We start from the raw sequence: 19,939 nt of genomic DNA on the forward strand, positions 1-19,939 counted from the left end.
CCGCACGGCCGCCGTGCAGGCGCAGCTGGCCGAGGATTTCGCCGGCTGGGGGCATTACCGTCAGCTGTTCGACACCGTGCTGGAGGTGCTGCCCGAGGCGCGCTTCGTCGGCGACTCGACGCAGACGGTGTACAGCGGCAACCACCTGGTGGAACTGGACGGCGCGCGGCGCTGGTTCAACGCCTCCACCGGCTACGGCACCCTGGGCTACGGCCTGCCGGCGGCCATCGGCGCCAAGCTGGCCGAACCGGGCCGCCCGGTGATCAGCCTGATGGGCGATGGCGGCCTGCAGTTCACCCTGCCCGAGCTGGCCAGCGCGGTGGAGGCCGGCGTCGGCATCATCGTGCTGCTGTGGAACAACTCGGGCTACGGCGAGATCAAGCGCTATATGCAGCGCCGCGATATCGAACCGCTTGGCGTGGATATCTACACCCCGGACCTGCTGGCCATCGCCCGCGGCTTCGGCTGCGCCGCCGAACGCGCGCGCGATCACGCGCACCTGGCCGAGCTGCTGCGCACCGCGCCGAGCGACCGCCCGCTGATCATCGAAGTGCTGGAGCAAGCGCCCTTCCATCCTTGAACCACCCCGTAGCCCGGATGCAATCCGGGCTACGGCCATCAGCACAAGAACCGACGACGGCACCATCGCCCCCTAGCCGGGTCCCAGCCTGGTGGTCACTGGCATCCTCATCTGCGGCTGTCAGCGTTCGTCCCGACCGACAGCTGCGCCGCTGGGCGCTGTTGCCGCGGGCGCAGCAGACCTGACGCATCCCCCCGTATGAACCAGCTGGTGACCTCCACGGATGGAGGAAATGCGGCAAGCCAACTGGAGCGGTGGCTGCCATCCTTCACCGATCGCCAGCAAGCTGGCTCCTACAATTATCTGATCGGCAGCAGCGAGCTCGCAGCGCGGATGCAATTCGGGGTTGATCGGTGCGCACGACCTAGCCGCCCCCGCGCCCCCGAAAAAGCCGTGCGCGACCCAGCTTGAGGAAACAGCCATGAGAATCGTCGCCCGCGATCAATGGTTCGAGGTACGCCGCCTGGATGACGGCGTGCGCCTGATCCACGAGCCCTATGTGCGCCCCTTCTACCGCTGCAACATGTGGCATGTGCAGGGCCGCGAGCGCGACGCGCTGATCGACTCCGGCTCGGGCCTGGTCAGCCTGCGCGAGCAGTTGCCCTGGCTCACCGACAAGCCACTGCTGGCGGTGGCCAGCCATACCCATTTCGACCATATCGCCGGCCATCACGAATTCGCCGAGCGCCTGGTGCACCCGGCCGAGGCCGAGATACTCGCCGCACCGACCGGCGCCAATACCCTGGCCACGGCCTTCGTCGGCGACGAAATGTTCGAGGCCCATCCGGATTGCCCGCTGTGCTACGCCGAGTATCGGGTCAAGGCGGCGCCGGCCACCCGTCTGATCGAGGATGGCGACGTGCTGGATCTGGGCAATCGGGTGTTGCAGGTGCTGCACACGCCCGGCCATTCCCCCGGCGGTATCAGCCTGTGGGAAGCGGAGACGCAGACGCTGTTTTCCGGCGACATCCTCTACGACGGCCCGCTGATCGAGGATGCCTACCATTCCAACCTGGAGGATTACGCGCGCAGCCTCGCGCGCCTGCGCCAACTGCCGGTGCGTGTCGTGCACGGCGGGCACTTTCCCAGCTTCTCCGGCGAGCGCATGCGCGCACTCATGGATGCCTGGTTCGCCCGCCACGCCCTCTAGGGTGCCGCGGGGCCGCACGCACCGCCCAGGACGAAGGGATCAGCGCCGCTGGCGCGCCTCGCGGCGCAGACGCTCCTGCTCGGCCGGGTCGATTCGCAGGGGCTGGGCCCGGGGTGCGCCCCAGCCGAAGGCCAGCAGCAGCGCGTGCAGATGATGTTGCAGCTTGGCGAGCATGGTACGACCTCCTGCCAAGTTCATGAGAGATGGAGCCGGACGGCTCCTGTACTGAGCCTAGCCCCGCCGCCGGCGAATTCAACTGATCCCGATCAAGCGACCGGGCTCTTGCGCCGGTAGGGAAACACGTCGATCACCTTGCCCTGAACAATGGCCTCCTGCAGCCCCTTCCAGTAGTCGGCGTCGTACAGGTTGCCGTGCAACTGGCTGAACAGCCGGCGCTGCTTGATATCGGCGAACAGAAAAGGCGGGAACTCCTCGGGAAACACATCCGTCGGCCCCACCGAATACCAGGGCTCGGAGCTCATCTCGTCCTCGGGAAAGCGCGGCGGTGGGATGTGGCGGAAGTTCACCTCGGTGAGAAAGCAGATCTCGTCGTAGTCGTAGAACACCACGCGACCGTGGCGGGTGACGCCGAAGTTCTTCAGCAGCATGTCGCCGGGGAAGATATTCGCCGCCGCCAGCTGCTTGATCGCCAGGCCGTAGTCCTCCAGCGCCTCGCGCACCTGCGCCTCGTTGGCATTCTCCAGATAGAGGTTGAGCGGGGTCATGCGCCGCTCGGTCCAGCAGTGGCGCACCAGCACGGTATCGCCTTCGAGCACCACGGCGGAGGGCGCCACCTCCAGCAGCTCGGCCAGGCACTCGGGCGCGAACTTGGCCTTGGGGAAGCGAAAATCGGCGAACTCCTGGGTATCGGCCAGGCGCCCGACACGGTCGACGCTCTTCACCAGGCGGTACTTCTCGATCACCGTCTTGCGATCGACGTTCTTCGCGTGCGAGAAGCGGTCCTTGATGATCTTGAACACGGTGTTGAAGCCCGGCAGGGTGAACACGCTCATCACCATGCCGCGCACGCCGGGAGCCATGACGAAGCGGTCGTCGCTGGTCGCCAGGTGGCCGATCAGCGCGCGGTAGAACTCCGACTTGCCGTGCTTGTAGAAGCCGATCGAGGTGTACAGCTCGGCGATGTGCTTGCCGGGCAGGATGCGCTTGAGGAAGCCGACGAACTCTGCCGGTACCGCCACATCCACCATGAAGTAGCTGCGGGTGAAGGAGAAGATGATCGACACCTCGGCCTCGTCGGTGATCAGCGCGTCGACCTGGATGCCGTGACCTTCGCGGTGCAGCAGCGGGATCGCCAGCGGCCACTGCTCGTCGCGGGTGTAGATGCGCCCCACCAGGTAGGCGCCCTTGTTGCGGTAGAGCACCGAGGAAAACAGCTCGATGCACAGCTCCGGGTCCTTGCACACCCAATCCGGCAGACTGGCGCGCAACTGCTGCTCCAGCCGCTGCAGATCGCGCGGCAGGTCCTCGTAGGCCACGTCGAAACGGTGATCCTCGAAGATTGCCCGCAGCATGTCCGCCAGTTCGCCGGCCGGGCGGTAGCTGCGCGTCTGCGCCGCGCCGGGGTGGCTGCGCAGCGACGGCCGAGTGGTATGCACGAACATGCAGCCGTCGCTGATCAGGTCGTGGCTGAACAGGCTGCAGAAAATCGAGTTGAACCAGGTTTCCGCCAGCTCGTCGTCGAAACGCAGGTCGATCAGGGCGATATAGGCGCTCTTCACCAGCGGCCACTGGCCGACCTCGAGCAGCACCTCGTCGAAGACCTGCTGCAGGCGGTCGCGGGTCTCGCCGACCTTGTCCTCGTACAGGTTGATGCGCGCCGCCGAGGCCCGCTGCGCCTCCTGCCACTGCGCCAGCTCGAAGCGCGCGCGGGCGCCGTCGGTGATCTGGCGAAAGTGCTCGCGGTAGTCGTCGAAGCCGTCGAGGATCAGCTGCGCGATCTCGCCGGCCGGCCATTGCTGCGCCATGGAAGTGCCTCGCAAGGAAATGAGTGAAGCGAGCTTAGCCGCAAAGCCGGCAAAACGTAGCCCGGATGCAATCCGGGGACTATCGCCCAAGTCCTCCCGGATTTCATCCGGGCGACGGGCTGGCACAGGCCCCATTCGAAAGCGCGATGCGGATTGCCAGAACGGCGGCAGCCGGCAACACTCTCGCTCCCCACCTGCCGGATGCCCCGCCTTGCGTACCGCCGACCTGCTCCGCCTGCTGCTGCTCGCCGCCATCTGGGGCGCCAGCTTCCTGTTCATGCGCGTCGCCGCGCCGGTGCTGGGCAGCATGCCCACAGCCTTCTTCCGCGCCAGCTTCGGCGCCCTCGGCCTGCTCGCCTTTCTGCTGCTGATGCGGGTGGGCTGGGATTTTCGCGGCAAGCTCAGGGCCTGCCTGCTGCTCGGGGTAATCAACGCCGGCCTGCCGTCGGCCATGTACTGCCTGGCTGCGCTGATCCTGCCGGCCGGCTACTCGGCGATCTTCAATGCGACGACGCCGTTGATGGGCGTGCTGATCGGCTCGCTGTTCTTCCACGAGGGCATCACCACGAGCAAGGCCGCCGGGGTGTTCCTCGGCCTGCTCGGCGTGGCGGTGCTGACCCGTACCGGGCCGGTGGCCTTCGACCTCGAGCTGCTGTTGGGCGCCGCCGCCTGCCTGGTGGCCACCACCTGCTACGGTTTCGCTGGCTTCCTCACCCGACGCTGGATCGGCCAGCAGGGCGGCCTGGACAACCGCCTGACCGCCTTCGCCAGCCTGGTCGGTGCCAGCCTGTTCCTCGCCCCGCTGTTCGCCGGCAGCCTGGCGCTGCAGGCGCCGCCCAGTTGGGGCGGAGCGAATGTATGGCTGTCGCTGGCCGGCCTCGGCCTGCTTTGCACCGCCTTCGCCTACGTGCTGTATTTCCGCCTGCTGGCGGATATCGGGCCGATCAAGGCCAGCACCACCACCTTCCTCATCCCGCCGTTCGGCGTGCTCTGGGGCGCCCTGCTGCTGGGCGAGCCGCTGAGCTGGGCCTACCTGCCGGGCTGCGCGCTGATCAGCGTGGCACTATGGCTGGTGGTCAGGCCGAGCATGGCCAGAACCTGAGCGGCGGAGCGCACGGCGTACCCTACGAAAAAGCCGCCCGAGGGCGGCTTTGTTGTAAGGCGGTAATGACTATTGCTGCAGCTCCTGCTCGGTAAACAGCCCGTCGAACAACATCGACGACAGGTAACGCTCGCCGGAGTCCGGCAGGATCACCACCAGGGTCTTGCCCTGCATCTCCGGCTTCTCTGCCAGGCGCACCGCGGCGACCATCGCCGCACCGCAGGAGATGCCGCAGAGGATGCCCTCCTCGCGCATCAGGCGCAGGGCCATGGTCTTGGCCTCGTCGTCGGCCACCTGTTCGACCTGATCGACCATGGCCAGATCGAGGTTCTTCGGCACGAAGCCGGCACCGATGCCCTGGATCTTGTGCGGCGCCGGCTTGACCTCGGCGCCGGCCAGGGTCTGGCTGATCACCGGCGAGCCGATCGGCTCCACCGCCACCGAGAGGATCGGCTTGCCCTGGGTCTGCTTGATATAGCGCGACACCCCGGTGATGGTGCCGCCGGTGCCGACGCCGGCCACCAGCACGTCGATGGCGCCATCGGTGTCGCGCCAGATTTCCGGGCCGGTGGTCTTCTCGTGGATCGCCGGGTTGGCCGGGTTGTCGAACTGCTGCGGCATGTAATAGGTGGCAGGATCGGAAGCGGCGATCTCGGCCGCCTTCTCGATGGCGCCCTTCATGCCCTTGGCCGGCTCGGTCAGCACCAGCTCGGCGCCGAGGGCCTTGAGCACCTTACGCCGCTCCAGGCTCATCGACGCCGGCATGGTCAGCAGCAGCTTGTAGCCGCGTGCGGCGGCGACGAAGGCCAGGCCGATGCCGGTGTTGCCCGAGGTCGGCTCGACTATGCACATGCCCGGCTTGAGCACGCCGCGCTCCTCGGCGTCCCAGATCATGCTGGCGCCGATGCGGCACTTGACCGAGTAGGCCGGGTTGCGCCCCTCGATCTTGGCCAGGATGGTGACCCCTTTCGGCCCCAGGCGGTTGATCATCACCAGCGGCGTGTTGCCGATGGCCTGGGCGTTGTCTGCAAAGATGCGGCTCATGTCGGAAGTCCTTGGCATGACGGGAAAAGCCTCAAGCCTATGCCTGCCGCCCGACGCCGTCCAGCCAGCAGACCGAAAGCCGGGTGACTCGCCATTCAGTGACTGAATACCGCGTCCACGTTCACAGCCGCCGGGCCTGCGCGTTATAGTCACCGTCTGAATCTCTGCAGCGGGCCGGCCCCGCGCGTTACCGTTCGAGGATTTTCCGATGAAGTTCGAAGGCACCCAGTCCTACGTCGCCACCGACGACCTCAAGCTCGCGGTCAACGCCGCCATCACCCTGCAGCGCCCGCTGCTGGTCAAGGGCGAGCCGGGCACCGGCAAGACCATGCTCGCCGAGCAGCTGGCCGAGGCCTTCTGCGCCAAGCTGATCACCTGGCACATCAAGTCCACCACCAAGGCCCACCAGGGCCTGTACGAGTACGATGCGGTCAGCCGCCTGCGCGACTCGCAGCTCGATTCCGACAAGGTCCACGACGTTCGCAACTACATCAAGAAGGGCAAGCTGTGGGAGGCCTTCGAGGCCGACGAGCGGGTGATCCTCCTGATCGACGAGATCGACAAGGCCGACATCGAGTTCCCCAACGACCTGTTGCAGGAACTCGACAAGATGGAGTTCTACGTCTACGAAACCAACGAGACGATCAAGGCCAAGCAGCGCCCGATCATCATCATCACCTCGAACAACGAGAAGGAGTTGCCGGACGCCTTCCTGCGCCGCTGCTTCTTCCACTACATCGCCTTCCCCGACCGCGACACCCTCAAGCGCATCGTCGACGTGCATTACCCGAACATCAGCGGTGAACTGGTGGCCGAGGCGCTCGACGTGTTCTTCGACGTGCGCAAGGTGCCGGGGCTGAAGAAGAAGCCCTCGACCAGCGAACTGGTGGACTGGCTCAAGCTCTTGATGGCCGACAATATCGGCGAGGCGGTGTTGCGCGAGCGCGATCCGACCAAGGCCATCCCGCCGCTGGCCGGCGCCCTGGTGAAGAACGAGCAGGACGTGATGTTGCTCGAACGCCTGGCCTTTATGGCACGCCGCGCTTCTCGGTAAAAATCGGGCTGCTGCGCGTCGGCTGGCGCGCAACCCACTCGATACAGGGCTCGCGAGCTAGAGCCAGGCAAGGCGAAAACGAGCTGAACAGCGCAGCGTACTGCAGTACGTGAGCATGGGCAGCGAGCTTTCAACGCCGCATGGCCGACGCGCAGCAGCCCGGCCAGAACTGACATGAGGGCGCAGCCATGCTGCTTAATTTGTTCAATGAAATGCGCGCGGCCAAGGTGCCGGTGTCGGTGCGCGAGCTGCTCGACCTGATCAACGCGCTCAAGCACAACGTCGTGTTCGCCGACATGGACGAGTTCTACTACCTGTCGCGTGCCATCCTGGTGAAGGACGAACGCCACTTCGACAAGTTCGACCGCGCCTTCGCCGCCTACTTCAAGGGCCTGGAGAACCTCGACCGACATATCGAGGCGATGATCCCCGACGAGTGGCTGCGCAAGGAGTTCGAGCGCCTGCTGAGCGACGAGGAACGCGCGCAGATCCAGAGCCTCGGCGGCCTGGACAAGCTGATCGAGGAATTCAAGAAGCGCCTCGAAGAGCAGAAGGAAAAGCACGCCGGCGGCAACAAGTGGATCGGCACCGGCGGTACCAGCCCGTTCGGCTCCGGCGGCTACAACCCCGAGGGCATCCGCATCGGCGACGCCGGCAAGCGCCAGGGCAAAGCGGTCAAGGTGTGGGATCAGCGCGAGTACAAGAACCTCGACGACCAGGTCGAGCTGGGCACGCGCAATATCAAGGTGGCGCTGCGCCGCCTGCGCAAGTTCGCCCGCGAAGGCGCCGCCGAGGAACTGGATCTGGACGGCACCATCGACCACACCGCCAAGGACGGCGGCTTGCTCAATATCCAGATGCGCCCGGAGCGGCGCAACACGGTGAAACTCCTGCTGCTGCTGGATATCGGCGGTTCGATGGACGCCCACGTCAAGGTCTGCGAGGAGCTGTTCTCCGCCTGCAAGACCGAGTTCAAGCACCTGGAATATTTCTACTTCCACAACTTCATCTACGAAAGCGTTTGGAAGAACAATATGCGCCGTACCAGCGAGCGCACCGCCACCCAGGACCTGCTGCACAAGTACGGCGCCGATTACAAGGTGGTGTTCGTCGGCGACGCAGCCATGGCGCCCTACGAGATTACCCAGGCCGGCGGCAGCGTCGAGCACTGGAACGAGGAAGCCGGTTACGTGTGGATGAAGCGCTTCATGGAGAAGTACAAGAAGCTCATCTGGATCAACCCCTACCCCAAGGACACTTGGAACTATACCGCCTCCACCGGCATCGTCCGTGAGCTGATCGAGGACCGCATGTACCCCCTGACCCTGCAGGGCCTGGAAGACGGCATGAAGTTCCTGTCCAAGTGACGGAGGTTCAGCGCCAGTGGCGCTGCTGGGTGCGTCGCGTCTGCCCCATGCCCAGCATCCAGGCGAGCAGCAGCGCCAGCGACTCCGCCAGCCAGGCCAGCAGCAAGGCGCAGCTCAGGCCCCAGAGCATCGCCTCGGGAGTCAGCAGCACCTGGTAGCGGTAGGCGTCGAGGGTTTCCTCGAACAGTTCGCCGTCGGCGGCCGTGACCAGGTGCCAGGCCTGGGCGTACCAGGGCCCCTGCATGGCCTGCCACTCGCGCTCCAGCAAGGCCGCGCGCTGCACCAGGTGGGCCACGCTCTGCGCGTCGCTGCGCATCACCGCATCGTCGCTGACCCGGTAGTGCGCGACCAGCGCATCCAGGTCGCCCTTGAAGAAGCGCCGCGCGGTGTCCTGAAAGCCCTTGAGGCTCTGCTGCGATTCCAGGCGATGGGCCTCGACGCGCTTGCCGTAGTCGTCGACGAAGCCCGGCACCTGCACGCCGAGCAGCAGACCGCAGGCGAACAGCGCCAGGCGCAAATAGCTTCGCAACATCCCTCCCCCTCCTGCTCAGGCCTTGCCGTCGGCGATACATTCGCCACGGCGCCACAGCCGCCACTCGCCCGGCTGGTACAGCGTCCATTGTTCGTTGTCGGTCAGCGGCTCGGTAGCGATCACCGTGACCACGTCGTTCGGCGTGGTTTCGGCCTGGAAATCCACCTTGAGGTCGGCGTCCTTGAGCTGCGCCGGGCCGAAGGGCGCACGCCGGGTGATATGCGCCAGCTTGCTCGAACAGAAGCTGAACAGCCAGTCGCCGTCGCTGAGCAGGCAGTTGAACACGCCGAGCTGGCGGTAGCTGGCGCAGGCCGCCACCAGCACCGGCAGCAGCATCTCCACCGACACCGGCTCGGGAAAGGCGCGGCGCACCCGGTTGAGCAGGTCGCAGAAGGCCGCCTCGCTGTCGGTGTCGCCCACCGGCCGGTAGAAACTGGTGGCACCGACCAGGCCGGTCAGCTGGCCGTTGTGGGCGAAACACCAGTTGCGCCCCCACAACTCGCGCACGAAGGGATGGGTATTGGCCAGGCACACCTGGCCGACGTTGGCCTGGCGGATATGGCCGATCACCACCTCGCTCTTGATCGGGTAGCGCTGCACCAGCTGCGCCACCTCCGACTCGCTGCTCGCCCGCGGATCCTGGAACAGACGCAGGCCCCGGCCTTCGTAGAAGCCGATGCCCCAGCCGTCGCGGTGCGGCCCGGTGCGCCCGCCGCGCTGCATCAGCCCGGTGAAGCTGAAGACGATATCGGTAGGGACGTTGGCGCTCATGCCGAGCAATTCGCACATCGAGTCAGTTCTCCTCGCCGAGAGCACGGCGCAGTTGCTCGGCCTCGGATTGCAGGCGTGCCTGCAAACGCCGACGGCCCAGGGGCAGGAAACGCACCAGCAGGCGCCAGAGCAGCGCCGGCAAATCGCCGCGGCGTCGCGGGATCAGGTGCAGATGCAGGTGCGGCACGTGCTGGTTGGAATCGGGGCCGTCGTTGATCAGCAGGTTGATCCCCTCGCGGCCGTAGCCCGCCGTGCGCAACGCCGCCGCCATCTTGTCAGCCAGGGCCAGCAGACGGTCGCGCACTGCCGCCGGCAGATCCTCGAGGAAGGGGGCATGGGCGCGGCTGACGATCAGCACGTGCGCCGGGCGCATGGGAAAGATATCCAGCAGGACGATGAAATCCTCGTCCCGGTACAGTTGGTGCGCCGGCAAACGGCCAGCGGCGATGGCGCAGAATACGCAGTCCATGAGGCCTCCCATCCACGATGGCCATCATGCTGACCGGCTAACCGGCCAGGCGCAAGGGTCAGAGGCGCGGTTCCAGTCGGCCGCCGCGCTCGTAGCGCTGTGCCAGGCGCTCGTCGTCCTGTTCCATCAGCTCGCGCAGGGTGCGCGGGTCTTCGTCCTCCACCACAGTCTCCTCGCGGCGCCGCTGCCACCAGCGCTCGATGGGCCAGCGCACGGCGACGAAGACCAGGTACAGGGCGAAGGCGATCAGGCTGTAGAGGGTCAGGTCGGCCACCGCCCGCCAGGCGTTGTTGCCCACCTTGAGCAGCAGGTCCATGGCGGTCACCGCGATGGCCGGGGCGAACAACTCGCGCGCTGGGTCGACTATGGTCGGGCTCAGCAGCAGCACCGCCACCAGCACCCGCAACGGCTCGCGCAGGTAGCGCCACATCCAGCTGGTCATGCGCAGCCACACCAGCAGGCAGCCGAGGGCGGCGACGCCATAGGCGGCCCAGGCGAGCAGATAGTCGTTCTCGTTCATCATAAAGCGGCGATCCTGGCCTCGAAGTTGGCGGGGCTGACGGAGGGGCGCTTATGATAACGGCTTTTCCCCGGCCCGGCGCCCCTGCCGTCGGCCGCGCCGCCCTGGAGTCGTCGCATGATCGCTGCCCCCATCGCCCGCCAAGAATCCGGCGCCGATCCCTATCGCTGGCTGGAGAATCGCGATAGCGACGAGGTGCTCGACCACCTGCGCGCCGAAAACGCCTACCTGGAGGCCGAGCTGGCGCCGCAGCAGGCGCTGCGCGAGCGGCTGTTCGAGGAGATCAAGGGACGCATCCGCGAAACCGACCTGTCGCTGCCGGTGCCCTGGGGCGACTACCTCTACTTCCAGCGCACCACCGCCGGCGACGAGTACCCGCGCCACTATCGCTGCCGCAAACCGGCGGACGGCTCGCTGACCCTCGACGCCGCCAGCGAGCAGCTGTTGCTCGACCCCAACGCCCTGGCCGGCGGCGGCTACCTGGCGCTCGGCGCCTTCAGCATCAGCCCGGACCAACGCCGTCTGGCCTACAGCCTGGATCGCAGCGGCGACGAGATCTACCGCCTGTTCGTCAAGGAGCTGGACAGCGGCCAGATCCAGGAGCTGCCCTTCGACGACTGCGACGGCAGCATGACCTGGGCCAACGACAGTCAGACGCTGTTCTTCACCGAACTGGACGACACCCACCGCCCCTACAAGCTGTACCGCCACCGCCTCGGTACGGATGGCGCCGAAGCAGTGTTCGAGGAGGGCGACGGGCGCTTCTTCCTGCACTGCTACCGCTCCAGCTCCGAACGCCAGCTGATCCTCCAGCTCGGCAGCAAGACCACCAGCGAAGTCTGGGTACTGGATGCTGAACGGCCGCAGGACGCCTTCGTCTGCCTGGCGCCACGCGAGGAAGGCCACGAGTACGACGTCGACCACGGTCTGCAGGACGGCGCCTGGAGCTGGCTGATCCGCAGCAACCAGAGCGGCATCAACTTCGCCCTCTACGCCGCCGACGAAGCCGCACCGCAGCGCCCGCACTGGCGTGAAATCCGCGCCCACGACCCGGCGGTGATGCTCGAAGGCGTCACCCTCAACCGCGACGCCCTGGTGCTGAGCCTGCGCGAGGGCGGCCTGCCGGTGCTGGAAGTGCAGCCGCAGGGCGCGGCCGCCTACCGGGTGCAACTGCCGGACGCCGCCTACAGCCTGCACGTGCAGGACGGCCTGGAGTTCCACAGCACGGTGATCCGCCTGCGCTACGAGGCCCTCGGCCGCCCGGCGCAGATCCGCCAGCTGGAGCTGGCCACGGGCGCCCAGCAGGTGCTCAAGCAGACCCCGGTGGAAGGCCCCTTCGATGCCGAGGCCTACGAGAGCCGCCGGCTGTGGGCCACCGCGGCCGATGGCACGCAGGTGCCGATCAGCCTGGTAGCACGCCGCGAGGTGCTCGCCGCCGGCACGCCGGCGCCGCTCTACCTCTACGGCTACGGCGCCTACGGCGAGAGCCTCGATCCCTGGTTCTCCCATGCCCGCCTGAGCCTGCTCGAGCGCGGTTTCGTCTTCGCCATCGCCCACGTGCGCGGCGGCGGCGAGATGGGCGAGGCCTGGTACCGCGCCGGCAAGCTGGAGCACAAGCCCAACACCTTCGGCGACTTCATCGCCTGCGCCGAACACCTGATCGACGCCGGCCTGACCACCCCGGTGCAGCTCGCCATCAGCGGCGGCAGCGCCGGCGGCCTGCTGATCGGCGCGGTGCTCAACCAGCGCCCGCAGCTGTTCGCCGCGGCCATCGCCGAGGTGCCCTTCGTCGACGTGCTCAACACCATGCTCAACCCGGAGCTGCCGCTCACGGTGACCGAGTACGACGAATGGGGCGACCCCAACCAGCCCGAGGTGTTCGCGCGGATCCAGGCCTACGCACCCTACGAGAACGTGCGCGCGCAGGCCTACCCGGCGATCCTCGCAGTGGCCGGCTACAACGACAGCCGCGTGCAGTACTGGGAAGCGGCCAAGTGGGTGGCACGGCTGCGTGAGCGCAAGACCGACGCCAACCTGCTGCTGCTCAAGACCGATCTGGAGGCCGGCCACGGCGGCATGAGCGGGCGCTACCAGGGCATCCGCGACGTGGCCCTGGAATACGCGTTCCTGTTCAAGGTGCTGGGCCTCGCCGAAGGCTGACCGAGCAATCAGCTTTCGCTCGCCAGCTGCGGAATCTGATCTAGGCTGAAGGCACGCTTATGGCGAAAGGCCATAAGCGTCCTTTTCCTGCCTGCCGCCAAGGAAGATCCGCCATGAAGAGTTGGAAGATTCGCACCCACCTGTTGCTGCTCGCCGGCGCCCTGCTCAGCGCCCTGCTGGCCGTCGGCCTGCTCGGCCTGCACGGGCTGAAAGCCACCGTCGGCGGGCTGCAGACCGTCTACCTGGATCGCGTGGTGCCGCTGCGCGACCTCAAGCTGATCGCCGACCTCTACGCGGTGAACATAGTCGACGCCACGCACAAGGCGCGCAGCAGCGAACTGACCAGCCACGCCGCGCAGCAGCTGATCGAACAGGCCCAGCAGCGCATCACGCAAACCTGGCAGGCCTACCTGGCCACCGAGCTGATCGCCGAGGAACGCCGCCTGATCGAGCAGATCGCCCCGCTGATGGAGCGCGCCGGGCCGCCGCTGGAGCAGCTGCAGAGCCTGCTCGCCCGTGGCGACCAGGCGGCGCTGGAGCGCTTCGCCGGCAGCGAGCTGTACCCGCTGATCGACCCGCTGTCGGCCAAGTTCGCCGAGCTGATCGAGGTGCAACTGGTGGAGGCCAAGCACCAGTTCCAGCTGGGCGAGGCGGAGTACGCCGCCAATCTGCGCCTGAGCCTGGCCCTGCTGTTGCTCGCCCTGCTGCTGGGCAGCGCCCATGCGCTGTATTTCAGCCGCCGCCTCGGCCGCCAGCTGGGCGCCGAACCCGGCGAGCTGGAGGCGATCAGCGCGCGCATCGCCGCCGGTCGCCTGGATGGCGCGCCGGCGGACGGCCGCGCCAGCAGCGGGGTGATGAAGTCGGTGCAGGCCATGCGCCACGGCCTGCACGACGTGATCGGCAATATCGGCGAGGCCTCCGAGCAGATCGAGTGTGCCACCCTGCAGCTGGCCGCCTCCTCCGAACAGGTGCTCAACAGCGCCAATATCCAGAGCGACACCGCCGCGGCGATGGCCGCGACCATGGAGCAGCTGGCGGTGAGCATCAACCATATCGCCGAAAACGCCCAGCACACCCACGACCGCGCGCAGCAGGCCGGCGAGCTGACCGACAGCGGCCTGGCGGTGACCGGCCAGGCCATCGAAGAAATCCGCCGGGTCGCCGCCCTGGTGGCGCAGTGCTCGGCGGACATCCAACGATTGGCAGCACAATCGGGCAATATCGGCGCCATAGTCGAGGTGATTCGCGGTATTGCCGAGCAGACCAACCTGCTCGCGCTGAACGCCGCCATCGAGGCCGCGCGCGCCGGCGAGCAGGGCCGCGGTTTCGCCGTGGTCGCCGATGAGGTGCGCAGCCTGGCCGGGCGCACCGCGCAATCCACCACCGAGATCGTCGCCCTGGTCGAGGCCATCCACGGCGGTGTGCGTCAGGCGCACGGCAGCATGGCGGCGACCTGCGCGGGGGTCGACAACGGCCTGCAGCTGGTCGAACGCAGCGCCGCGGCGATGGGTGAGATCCGCCAGGCGCTGGACGAATCGCTGCAGTCGGTCGGCAGCATCGCCACCGCCCTGCAGCAGCAGCGCGCCGCCAGCGAGCAGGTGGCGCAGAACGTCGAACAGGTGGCGCAGATAGTCGAGGAGAACTCCGCGGCGCAGGGCGGCATCGTCCAGGCCATCCGCGCGCTGCAGGGCATGTCGGAGCGCCTGCAGGGGGTGATGCGCCGCTTCAGCTTCTGAGCGCCCGTGCAGGCGAGAGCGTGAACGGCCTCGAGAAACGCCGCGGCAGGCGACCAACAGCGATTGGCAACGCCTGCCGTTGCGGCTAAGGTCGCCTCCCCGCTCTCGCCATACCGCCCGACCATGCCCGACACTTCCCACCTGATCGACGCCATCCGCGACATGCTGCTGGACTGCGGCCTGTTCGACCAACTGCCGGCCGGCGACGTACTCACCGCTGCCGGCTATTTCAGCCTGAGCAAGATCGACGAAGGCACGCTGATCTTCCGCGAAGGCGATGCCGGCACCTTCATGTGCATCCTCCAGCAGGGCGCCGTCTCGGTGCGCAAGACCAACGTCAGCGGCGAGGAGGTGGAGATCACCTGCCTGCGCAAGGGCCGCGCCTTCGGCGAAATGGCCGTGCTCGACGGCGAACGGCGCTCGGCCACGTGCATCGCGGCCAGCGACAGCGTGCTGCTGACCCTGGGCAAGGACGCCCTGGACAAGATGCTGCAGGAAGCGCCGAAAGCCGCCGCCCAGGTCATCCGCGCCATCGCCGTGGGCATGTCGAAACGCTTGCGCATGGCAGATGGGCAACTGGTCAACCAGGTCTGAGCCGGGGTCCCGGCGGCGTCGGCTGGCCCGTAGGGTGAACACAGGGCGCACCCCTAGGGTTCGCGCCATCGGCGTCTTCCTCGGCCGCGCGCACCAACAAGTGGGCTAGAAACTCCCCGCCGTGCTGACCCCGGCCGTCACCATCACGGCGTTGTTGCCGCCCGGCTGCCAGGTCTTGACCTGCGTCGGGTTGCTTTCGCTGCGGATGATGCACTTCCACTGCACCTGCTGGCCGGCCGGCAGGGCGATGCTGCCCTTCCAGCTCGGGTAGGCGCTGGTGTCGCTCAGGCGCACGGCGCCGGCCGGGCTCCAGTTGCCCAGCTGGGCGACATTGCCTACCGCGTAGACGCTGTCGCCCCACTGGGTCACGCCGTTGTCGCAGCGGAAGTCGACGCTGACCAGCTCGCCCTGCTCTTCGCCGCCGCCCTGACCGCTGCGCCAGATACGGATCGCGCCGTTATCGATGTTGAGCGCCTGGCTGAAATCGCCGCTGGCCACCTGGCCGGGCGAGGACAGGTTGGAGTCCAGGGCGATCAGCAGTTGCTGCTGGCTGCCGCTGATTGTCGCCACCAGGCCGGAGAACCCCGAGTGGAACTGGATCGCCGAGGCGGCCTTGACCCCGGCCGCACGGCGGATCTGGATCAGCTGGCGGATGAAGTCGCCATGGCCCCAGTCGTACATGTGCGGCCAGTACACCACCGGCGTGCCCGGGCTGCTGAGGATGTAGGCGTAGGCCTGCTTCAGCCGAGCGTCCGGCAGCGGCCAGTGGTGCTGGCCGCCGTGCGGGCCGGGCGAATAGCCGGTGTCGTGGTTGTCGACGAAAGTCACCGCTACCTCACGCCAGCGCGCATCGGGGTTGCCGTTGAGGCCGTGGCGCCAGTTGGCGATGCCGCCGTTCTGCATGCGCTCCTTGAGGGCGAAGTCGAACACCGTGCACTTGGCGCGATCGGACCAGTCCTTGAGGATCTGCTGCCAGCTGGCACCGTGGCGCCAGTCCCAGCTCGGGTATTCGCCTGGCGCCTTCCACAGTTCGCCGAGGCAGAAGCCGTTGTCGTGGGCATCGCTCATCCAGCCGGCGACCCGCTCGCCGGCGTAGCCGCGGACGAAGTCGAAGCGAAAGCCGCCGGCGCCATACTGGCTACGCAGGTTGGCGAACTCGTCGCGGAACATCGCCTGGTTCTGCGGGTGGCCGGTATTGAGGTCGGCGTCGCCGCCCATGAAGCGGTCGCCGTCGTCGCAGTCGTTGGCGTAATTGCCGGGATCATTGCAGTCGTGACGCCACAGGCCCTGGCCGGCCGGCAGGTTGATCTGCTTGTCCGGATAGCCGCGGTTCATGTGGTTGGGCACCACGTCGTAGATGGGTTTGACCCCGGCCGCATTCAGCGCACTGGCGGCCTGCCTGAGCTGGCTGTCGCTGCCGTAGCGGCCGTTCTTGTCGAAGTCGTGCCAGAAGTAGCCTTCGCCGCCGCCCGAGGTGCCGTTGCCGGGGTCGCTCCAGCTGGAGAAGTCGCGCCAGGGCACCGGCATCCAGATTGCGCTGAAACCGTCGGCGGCCAGGGTCGGCGCCAGGCTGGCCAGGGTCGCGTACCAGTCGCTCGAGGTGGTGCGCACGGTGTTCCAGTGAAAGCCCTGGAGGATGATTTCGTCGCCGCCGTGATAGCGCACGCCGCTGGCGCTCTTGCCCGGCGCGTCGGCGGCACGCAGCAGATTGCCCCAGGGGTAGGCCAGCGGTACCAGGGCCAGGGTCAGGGCGGCCAGTCGCAGGTATCGGTTCATCTTGAAGCTCCGTTCTTGTCATTGTCGTGAGCATCCGACTACGGGGGCCAGCCCCCGGATGGACTGATCGGGCCGCGCGCGGGCGACCCGATCAGGGCAGCCTGCCGCCCCGTGCGCATACCCCCAACCTCCCCCGCGCACTTTCTCCCGGCGTAGGGCGCAGGCGTAGGACAGCCACGCCTGCGCCATCCCCCCCTAGCGCCGCGCTACGCCCCGCCGCTCCGCCTGGAAAAAAGCGCCCCGGGGAGGATGTTGCCGGCGTCGCCTTCCCCGACTCTTGCCCACAGCGCCGCCGGCCGACTGCCTGCTCCGGTCGCGCCCCGTAAGTCCGACTCCGAATCCAACAAGAACAAAGGACCCCACGATGAACACCATGCAACCCGCCCAGCTGCTGCGTCCCAGCGCCCTGTTCGCCGCCATGCTGCTGGCCACCCCGGCCCTGGCCCTGGACTTCCATGGCTACATGCGTTCCGGCATCGGCGCCACTGCCGGCGGCGGCGACCAGGCCTGCTTCCAGGCCGCCGGCGCGCCGGCCAAGTACCGCCTCGGCAACGAATGCGAGACCTACGCCGAGATCGGTCTCGGCCACGAGGTGTGGAAGGAAGGCGAGCAGAGCTTCTATATCGACAGCATGATCGCCTACAAGTCGGACCAGGCGAACGACTGGGAGGCCACCGACAGCGACAGCGGCAGCGCCTTCAACAACGGCACCAGCTCGATCCGCCAGTTCAACGTGCAGGCCAAGAACTTCCTGCCCGCCCTGCCTGGCGCCACCCTGTGGGCGGGCAAGCGCTACTACAAGCGCAACGACGTGCACATCAACGATTACTACTACTGGGACGTTTCCGGCCCCGGCGCCGGCGTCGAGGACATCGACCTGGGCTTCGCCAAGGCGCACGTGGCCTGGATGCGCAACAACGATGGCGACTACGTCTACGAGGGCACCGGCACCGGCACCAACGTGGCCAACGACACCCTCGATCTGCGCCTGACCGATATCGACTTCAACACCGACGCCAAGCTGGAGTTCGGCTACGACTACGGCAAGGCCAACCTCACCGATCTGCAGGAGAAGGACCCGGGCTACACCGACCAGAAGGGCCATCTGCTCACCGTGCAGCACATCCAGGGCAACTGGTTCGGCGGCTTCAACAAGCTCGCCCTGCAGTACGGCACCGACGGCATCGTCGGCAGCACCGGGCGCAACAGCACCGGCAACAGCGACGGCAAGATGTTCCGCCTGGTCAACCAGGGCGTGGTCGGTCTGACCGACGACATCGAGATGATGTACGTGCAGATCTACGAGGATAAGGACTTCGACAATGACTCCGGGCAGACCTGGGCATCGTTCGGCGTGCGCCCGGTGTACAAGTGGACCGACACCATGAGCACCGCGCTGGAGTTCGGCTACGACCATATCGACCCGCAGGCCGACGGCGAGCAGTCGCGCGACCTGAAGAAGATCACCCTCGCCCAGCAGTGGTCGGCCGGCCGCAGCTTCTGGGCGCGCCCGCAGATACGCGTGTTCGCCACCTACGCCATGTGGGACGGCGACAAGTACAACGCCGCCAGCGAATCCATCGACGCCGGCGACGACGACGGCCTCACCTTCGGCGTCCAGGCCGAGGCCTGGTGGTAACGGCCAACCGCACCAACGCTGCTCCTGTGGTCCTTGCCCCGGTTCTGCAATAGGCCGGGGCCTTTTACCAGGCGTGACATAAAAAGAGGAATAACCCATGCCACCGTTCAAGATCGCCAGCCTCGCGCTGCTCGCCCTGCTGCTGACCGGCTGCGCCAGCGAACCGCTGCGCCGCATCGACGCGCTGAGCGCCAGCCCGGCGCCCTTGCAGACTTCCGCCGACAGCGCCGAGCAAGCCCTGGCCGCCGCCCCCTCCTGCTGCGCCTCGCTGCGCGAGCTGCCTTACCAACCGATTGCGGTGAATTTCAGCGGCGAGGTGCGCATCGACGCCAACGCCCCGGCCTTCGCCTTCGACAGCGGCAAGAGTTTTTTCCGCGCCTTCCAGCTGCCGGCCTCCAGCAAGTCGTTCGAGATCCGCCTGTACAGCCAGGCCGGCGACACGGTACTGGCGCCCAACGCCATGCTGCTCGACAGCCGGTTCCGCGTCACCCGCCTGCTCGGCGCCGAGGATTTCGTCTACGCCCCGGCTTCCGGCTTCAAGGGCGACAGCCTGGACGCGCGCCTGCGCGTCGACCGCCTGTACCCGGACAATCCCGGCAACGAACACTACCTGGTGCTCTACACCAGCGACGCGCAGCGGCGCGGCCAGACCGTCATCGAGCACCCGGCCAAGGCCTTCGCCCGCGCCCTCGGCAACGAGGCGCCGAACATTCCCGACCCGGTGGCCCAGCATGCGCCGGTGGGGGTGATCAAGATGGTGCTGATCGAGGACAAGGTGGCCGGCCAGCAGGCCAACACCTATGTGCCGCCGTTCAGCATCGGCCGCGAGATGGGCAACCAGTTGCCCAGCGTACCGACCCCGGCCGTGCTGCCGGAGACCCAGGCCTACTACCGCCAGGGCATCGACGCCGCCCTCGCCGGCAAGGACCTGCAACGCGCCCTGCGCCTGGCCGACGAGGCCGAGCGGGTCGGCGACGCCAGCGCCAAGGCCTATCTGCTCGAGCGCATCGAAATCAAGTGACGGCTTCCCCTCCAGGGATGATTCGGGCGGCCTCGGCCGCCCTTTTTTTGTACAGCGCGACTACACGCGGAAGCGGCTGACCAGCGCCTGCAGCTGGCCGCCCAGACGCGCCAGCTCGGCCGAGGACTTGGCCGTCTCGTCGCTGGCGGTGGCGGTCTGCTCGGAGACGTCGCGCACGCTGAGGATGCTGCGGCTGATTTCCTCGGCCACCGCGCTCTGCTCCTCCGCGGCGGCGGCGATCTGCTGGTTCATCGACTGGATGTTGGACACCGCCAGGGTGATGCTGCCCAGCGAGTCGCCGGCCTTGCGCGTCAGCTCGACACTGCTGTCGGTGAGGTTGCGGCTGTTGCGCATCACCGCCGCCACCTGCTGGGTGCCGCTCTGCAGCCCGGCGATCAGCGCCTCGATCTCCTCGGTGGATTTCTGCGTGCGCTGCGCC

19 protein-coding genes are annotated in these 19,939 nt (G+C 67.3%); 10 read left to right on the forward strand and 9 right to left on the reverse strand.

Going from position 1 to position 19,939, the window contains the following annotated elements; translation table 11 throughout:
• Positions 1 to 580 (forward strand): thiamine pyrophosphate-dependent enzyme (locus tag N878_RS17380; RefSeq protein ID WP_021444871.1); only part of this gene is annotated, 580 nt, incomplete at its 5' end.
• A gap of 421 nt (positions 581 to 1,001) precedes the next feature.
• Positions 1,002 to 1,730: an MBL fold metallo-hydrolase gene (locus N878_RS17385; RefSeq protein WP_021444872.1), complete on the forward strand. Its 729-nt coding sequence runs from the start codon at positions 1,002 to 1,004 to the stop codon at positions 1,728 to 1,730.
• 39 nt (positions 1,731 to 1,769) lie between these two features.
• Here N878_RS17385 and N878_RS29620 read toward each other — a convergent pair whose 3' ends face one another.
• Positions 1,770 to 1,904, reverse strand: a complete 135-nt coding sequence (locus N878_RS29620) for a hypothetical protein (RefSeq protein WP_021444873.1) — start codon at positions 1,902 to 1,904, stop codon at positions 1,770 to 1,772.
• Positions 1,905 to 1,996: 92 nt separating this feature from the next.
• Positions 1,997 to 3,715, reverse strand: a complete 1,719-nt coding sequence (gene aceK, locus N878_RS17390) for a bifunctional isocitrate dehydrogenase kinase/phosphatase (protein ID WP_021444874.1) — start codon at positions 3,713 to 3,715, stop codon at positions 1,997 to 1,999.
• A 211-nt stretch (positions 3,716 to 3,926) separates the two neighbouring features.
• Between aceK and N878_RS17395 the strand changes: the two genes are divergently transcribed.
• A complete protein-coding gene (locus tag N878_RS17395; RefSeq protein WP_021444875.1) occupies positions 3,927 to 4,817 on the forward strand; it encodes a DMT family transporter in 891 nt (296 codons plus the stop codon).
• Positions 4,818 to 4,886: 69 nt separating this feature from the next.
• Here N878_RS17395 and cysK read toward each other — a convergent pair whose 3' ends face one another.
• On the reverse strand, positions 4,887 to 5,861 hold the full coding sequence (cysK, locus tag N878_RS17400) for a cysteine synthase A (RefSeq protein WP_021444876.1): 975 nt from the start codon (positions 5,859 to 5,861) through the stop codon (positions 4,887 to 4,889).
• A 208-nt stretch (positions 5,862 to 6,069) separates the two neighbouring features.
• Between cysK and N878_RS17405 the strand changes: the two genes are divergently transcribed.
• Positions 6,070 to 6,915, forward strand: a complete 846-nt coding sequence (locus tag N878_RS17405) for a MoxR family ATPase (protein ID WP_021444877.1) — start codon at positions 6,070 to 6,072, stop codon at positions 6,913 to 6,915.
• A gap of 188 nt (positions 6,916 to 7,103) precedes the next feature.
• Complete coding sequence (locus N878_RS17410; protein ID WP_021444878.1) at positions 7,104 to 8,282, forward strand: VWA domain-containing protein; 1,179 nt, start codon at positions 7,104 to 7,106, stop codon at positions 8,280 to 8,282.
• A 7-nt stretch (positions 8,283 to 8,289) separates the two neighbouring features.
• Here the strand turns inward: N878_RS17410 and N878_RS17415 are convergent, their stop codons facing one another.
• The 4 genes from N878_RS17415 to N878_RS17430 are packed head-to-tail and all read right to left on the reverse strand — an operon-like array spanning position 8,290 to position 10,577.
• A complete protein-coding gene (locus tag N878_RS17415; RefSeq protein WP_021444879.1) occupies positions 8,290 to 8,814 on the reverse strand; it encodes a DUF2937 family protein in 525 nt (174 codons plus the stop codon).
• Positions 8,815 to 8,829: 15 nt separating this feature from the next.
• The gene (locus N878_RS17420) at positions 8,830 to 9,603 is read right to left on the reverse strand and encodes a class II glutamine amidotransferase (RefSeq protein WP_021444880.1); all 774 of its coding nucleotides are present in this window, start codon (positions 9,601 to 9,603) and stop codon (positions 8,830 to 8,832) included.
• A 4-nt stretch (positions 9,604 to 9,607) separates the two neighbouring features.
• Entirely contained in the window at positions 9,608 to 10,054 is a 447-nt protein-coding gene (locus N878_RS17425) for an HIT family protein (RefSeq protein WP_021444881.1), read from the reverse strand.
• A gap of 58 nt (positions 10,055 to 10,112) precedes the next feature.
• A complete protein-coding gene (locus N878_RS17430) occupies positions 10,113 to 10,577 on the reverse strand; it encodes an MFS transporter (RefSeq protein WP_021444882.1) in 465 nt (154 codons plus the stop codon).
• Positions 10,578 to 10,691: 114 nt separating this feature from the next.
• On the opposite strand from N878_RS17430, the gene N878_RS17435 reads away from it, so the two are divergent.
• The 3 genes from N878_RS17435 to N878_RS17445 all read left to right on the forward strand — a co-directional run bounded on the left by N878_RS17435 (position 10,692) and on the right by N878_RS17445 (position 15,064).
• The gene (locus N878_RS17435) at positions 10,692 to 12,734 is read left to right on the forward strand and encodes a S9 family peptidase (protein ID WP_021444883.1); all 2,043 of its coding nucleotides are present in this window, start codon (positions 10,692 to 10,694) and stop codon (positions 12,732 to 12,734) included.
• A gap of 113 nt (positions 12,735 to 12,847) precedes the next feature.
• A complete protein-coding gene (locus N878_RS17440) occupies positions 12,848 to 14,470 on the forward strand; it encodes a methyl-accepting chemotaxis protein (RefSeq protein WP_021444884.1) in 1,623 nt (540 codons plus the stop codon).
• A gap of 123 nt (positions 14,471 to 14,593) precedes the next feature.
• Complete coding sequence (locus N878_RS17445; protein WP_021444885.1) at positions 14,594 to 15,064, forward strand: Crp/Fnr family transcriptional regulator; 471 nt, start codon at positions 14,594 to 14,596, stop codon at positions 15,062 to 15,064.
• Between the two features lie 105 nt (positions 15,065 to 15,169).
• On the opposite strand, the gene N878_RS17450 is transcribed toward N878_RS17445, so the two are convergent.
• Entirely contained in the window at positions 15,170 to 16,840 is a 1,671-nt protein-coding gene (locus tag N878_RS17450) for a glucan 1,4-alpha-maltotetraohydrolase domain-containing protein (RefSeq protein ID WP_021444886.1), read from the reverse strand.
• A 364-nt stretch (positions 16,841 to 17,204) separates the two neighbouring features.
• Between N878_RS17450 and N878_RS17455 the strand changes: the two genes are divergently transcribed.
• Entirely contained in the window at positions 17,205 to 18,479 is a 1,275-nt protein-coding gene (locus N878_RS17455; protein ID WP_021444887.1) for a maltoporin, read from the forward strand.
• A gap of 97 nt (positions 18,480 to 18,576) precedes the next feature.
• Entirely contained in the window at positions 18,577 to 19,500 is a 924-nt protein-coding gene (locus N878_RS17460; RefSeq protein WP_021444888.1) for a MalM family protein, read from the forward strand.
• A 60-nt stretch (positions 19,501 to 19,560) separates the two neighbouring features.
• Here N878_RS17460 and N878_RS17465 read toward each other — a convergent pair.
• On the reverse strand, positions 19,561 to 19,939 hold a 379-nt coding region (locus tag N878_RS17465; RefSeq protein WP_031303382.1), incomplete at its 5' end, for a methyl-accepting chemotaxis protein.

It is taken from the genome of Pseudomonas sp. EGD-AK9 (genome assembly GCF_000465935.2).
Classification (GTDB): Bacteria; Pseudomonadota; Gammaproteobacteria; order Pseudomonadales; family Pseudomonadaceae; genus Aquipseudomonas.

Coding starts and splice junctions, on each gene's coding strand:
- N878_RS17430 (WP_021444882.1), bottom strand. CDS start 10,577: ATGATGAACGAGAACGACTATCTGCTCGCCTGGGCCGCCTATGGCGTC.
- N878_RS17445 (WP_021444885.1), top strand. CDS start 14,594: ATGCCCGACACTTCCCACCTGATCGACGCCATCCGCGACATGCTGCTG.
- N878_RS17385 (WP_021444872.1), top strand. CDS start 1,002: ATGAGAATCGTCGCCCGCGATCAATGGTTCGAGGTACGCCGCCTGGAT.
- N878_RS17435 (WP_021444883.1), top strand. CDS start 10,692: ATGATCGCTGCCCCCATCGCCCGCCAAGAATCCGGCGCCGATCCCTAT.
- N878_RS17405 (WP_021444877.1), top strand. CDS start 6,070: ATGAAGTTCGAAGGCACCCAGTCCTACGTCGCCACCGACGACCTCAAG.
- N878_RS17425 (WP_021444881.1), bottom strand. CDS start 10,054: ATGGACTGCGTATTCTGCGCCATCGCCGCTGGCCGTTTGCCGGCGCAC.
- N878_RS29620 (WP_021444873.1), bottom strand. CDS start 1,904: ATGCTCGCCAAGCTGCAACATCATCTGCACGCGCTGCTGCTGGCCTTC.
- N878_RS17460 (WP_021444888.1), top strand. CDS start 18,577: ATGCCACCGTTCAAGATCGCCAGCCTCGCGCTGCTCGCCCTGCTGCTG.
- N878_RS17450 (WP_021444886.1), bottom strand. CDS start 16,840: ATGAACCGATACCTGCGACTGGCCGCCCTGACCCTGGCCCTGGTACCG.
- cysK (WP_021444876.1), bottom strand. CDS start 5,861: ATGAGCCGCATCTTTGCAGACAACGCCCAGGCCATCGGCAACACGCCG.
- N878_RS17455 (WP_021444887.1), top strand. CDS start 17,205: ATGAACACCATGCAACCCGCCCAGCTGCTGCGTCCCAGCGCCCTGTTC.
- N878_RS17415 (WP_021444879.1), bottom strand. CDS start 8,814: ATGTTGCGAAGCTATTTGCGCCTGGCGCTGTTCGCCTGCGGTCTGCTG.
- N878_RS17440 (WP_021444884.1), top strand. CDS start 12,848: ATGAAGAGTTGGAAGATTCGCACCCACCTGTTGCTGCTCGCCGGCGCC.
- N878_RS17420 (WP_021444880.1), bottom strand. CDS start 9,603: ATGTGCGAATTGCTCGGCATGAGCGCCAACGTCCCTACCGATATCGTC.
- N878_RS17410 (WP_021444878.1), top strand. CDS start 7,104: ATGCTGCTTAATTTGTTCAATGAAATGCGCGCGGCCAAGGTGCCGGTG.
- aceK (WP_021444874.1), bottom strand. CDS start 3,715: ATGGCGCAGCAATGGCCGGCCGGCGAGATCGCGCAGCTGATCCTCGAC.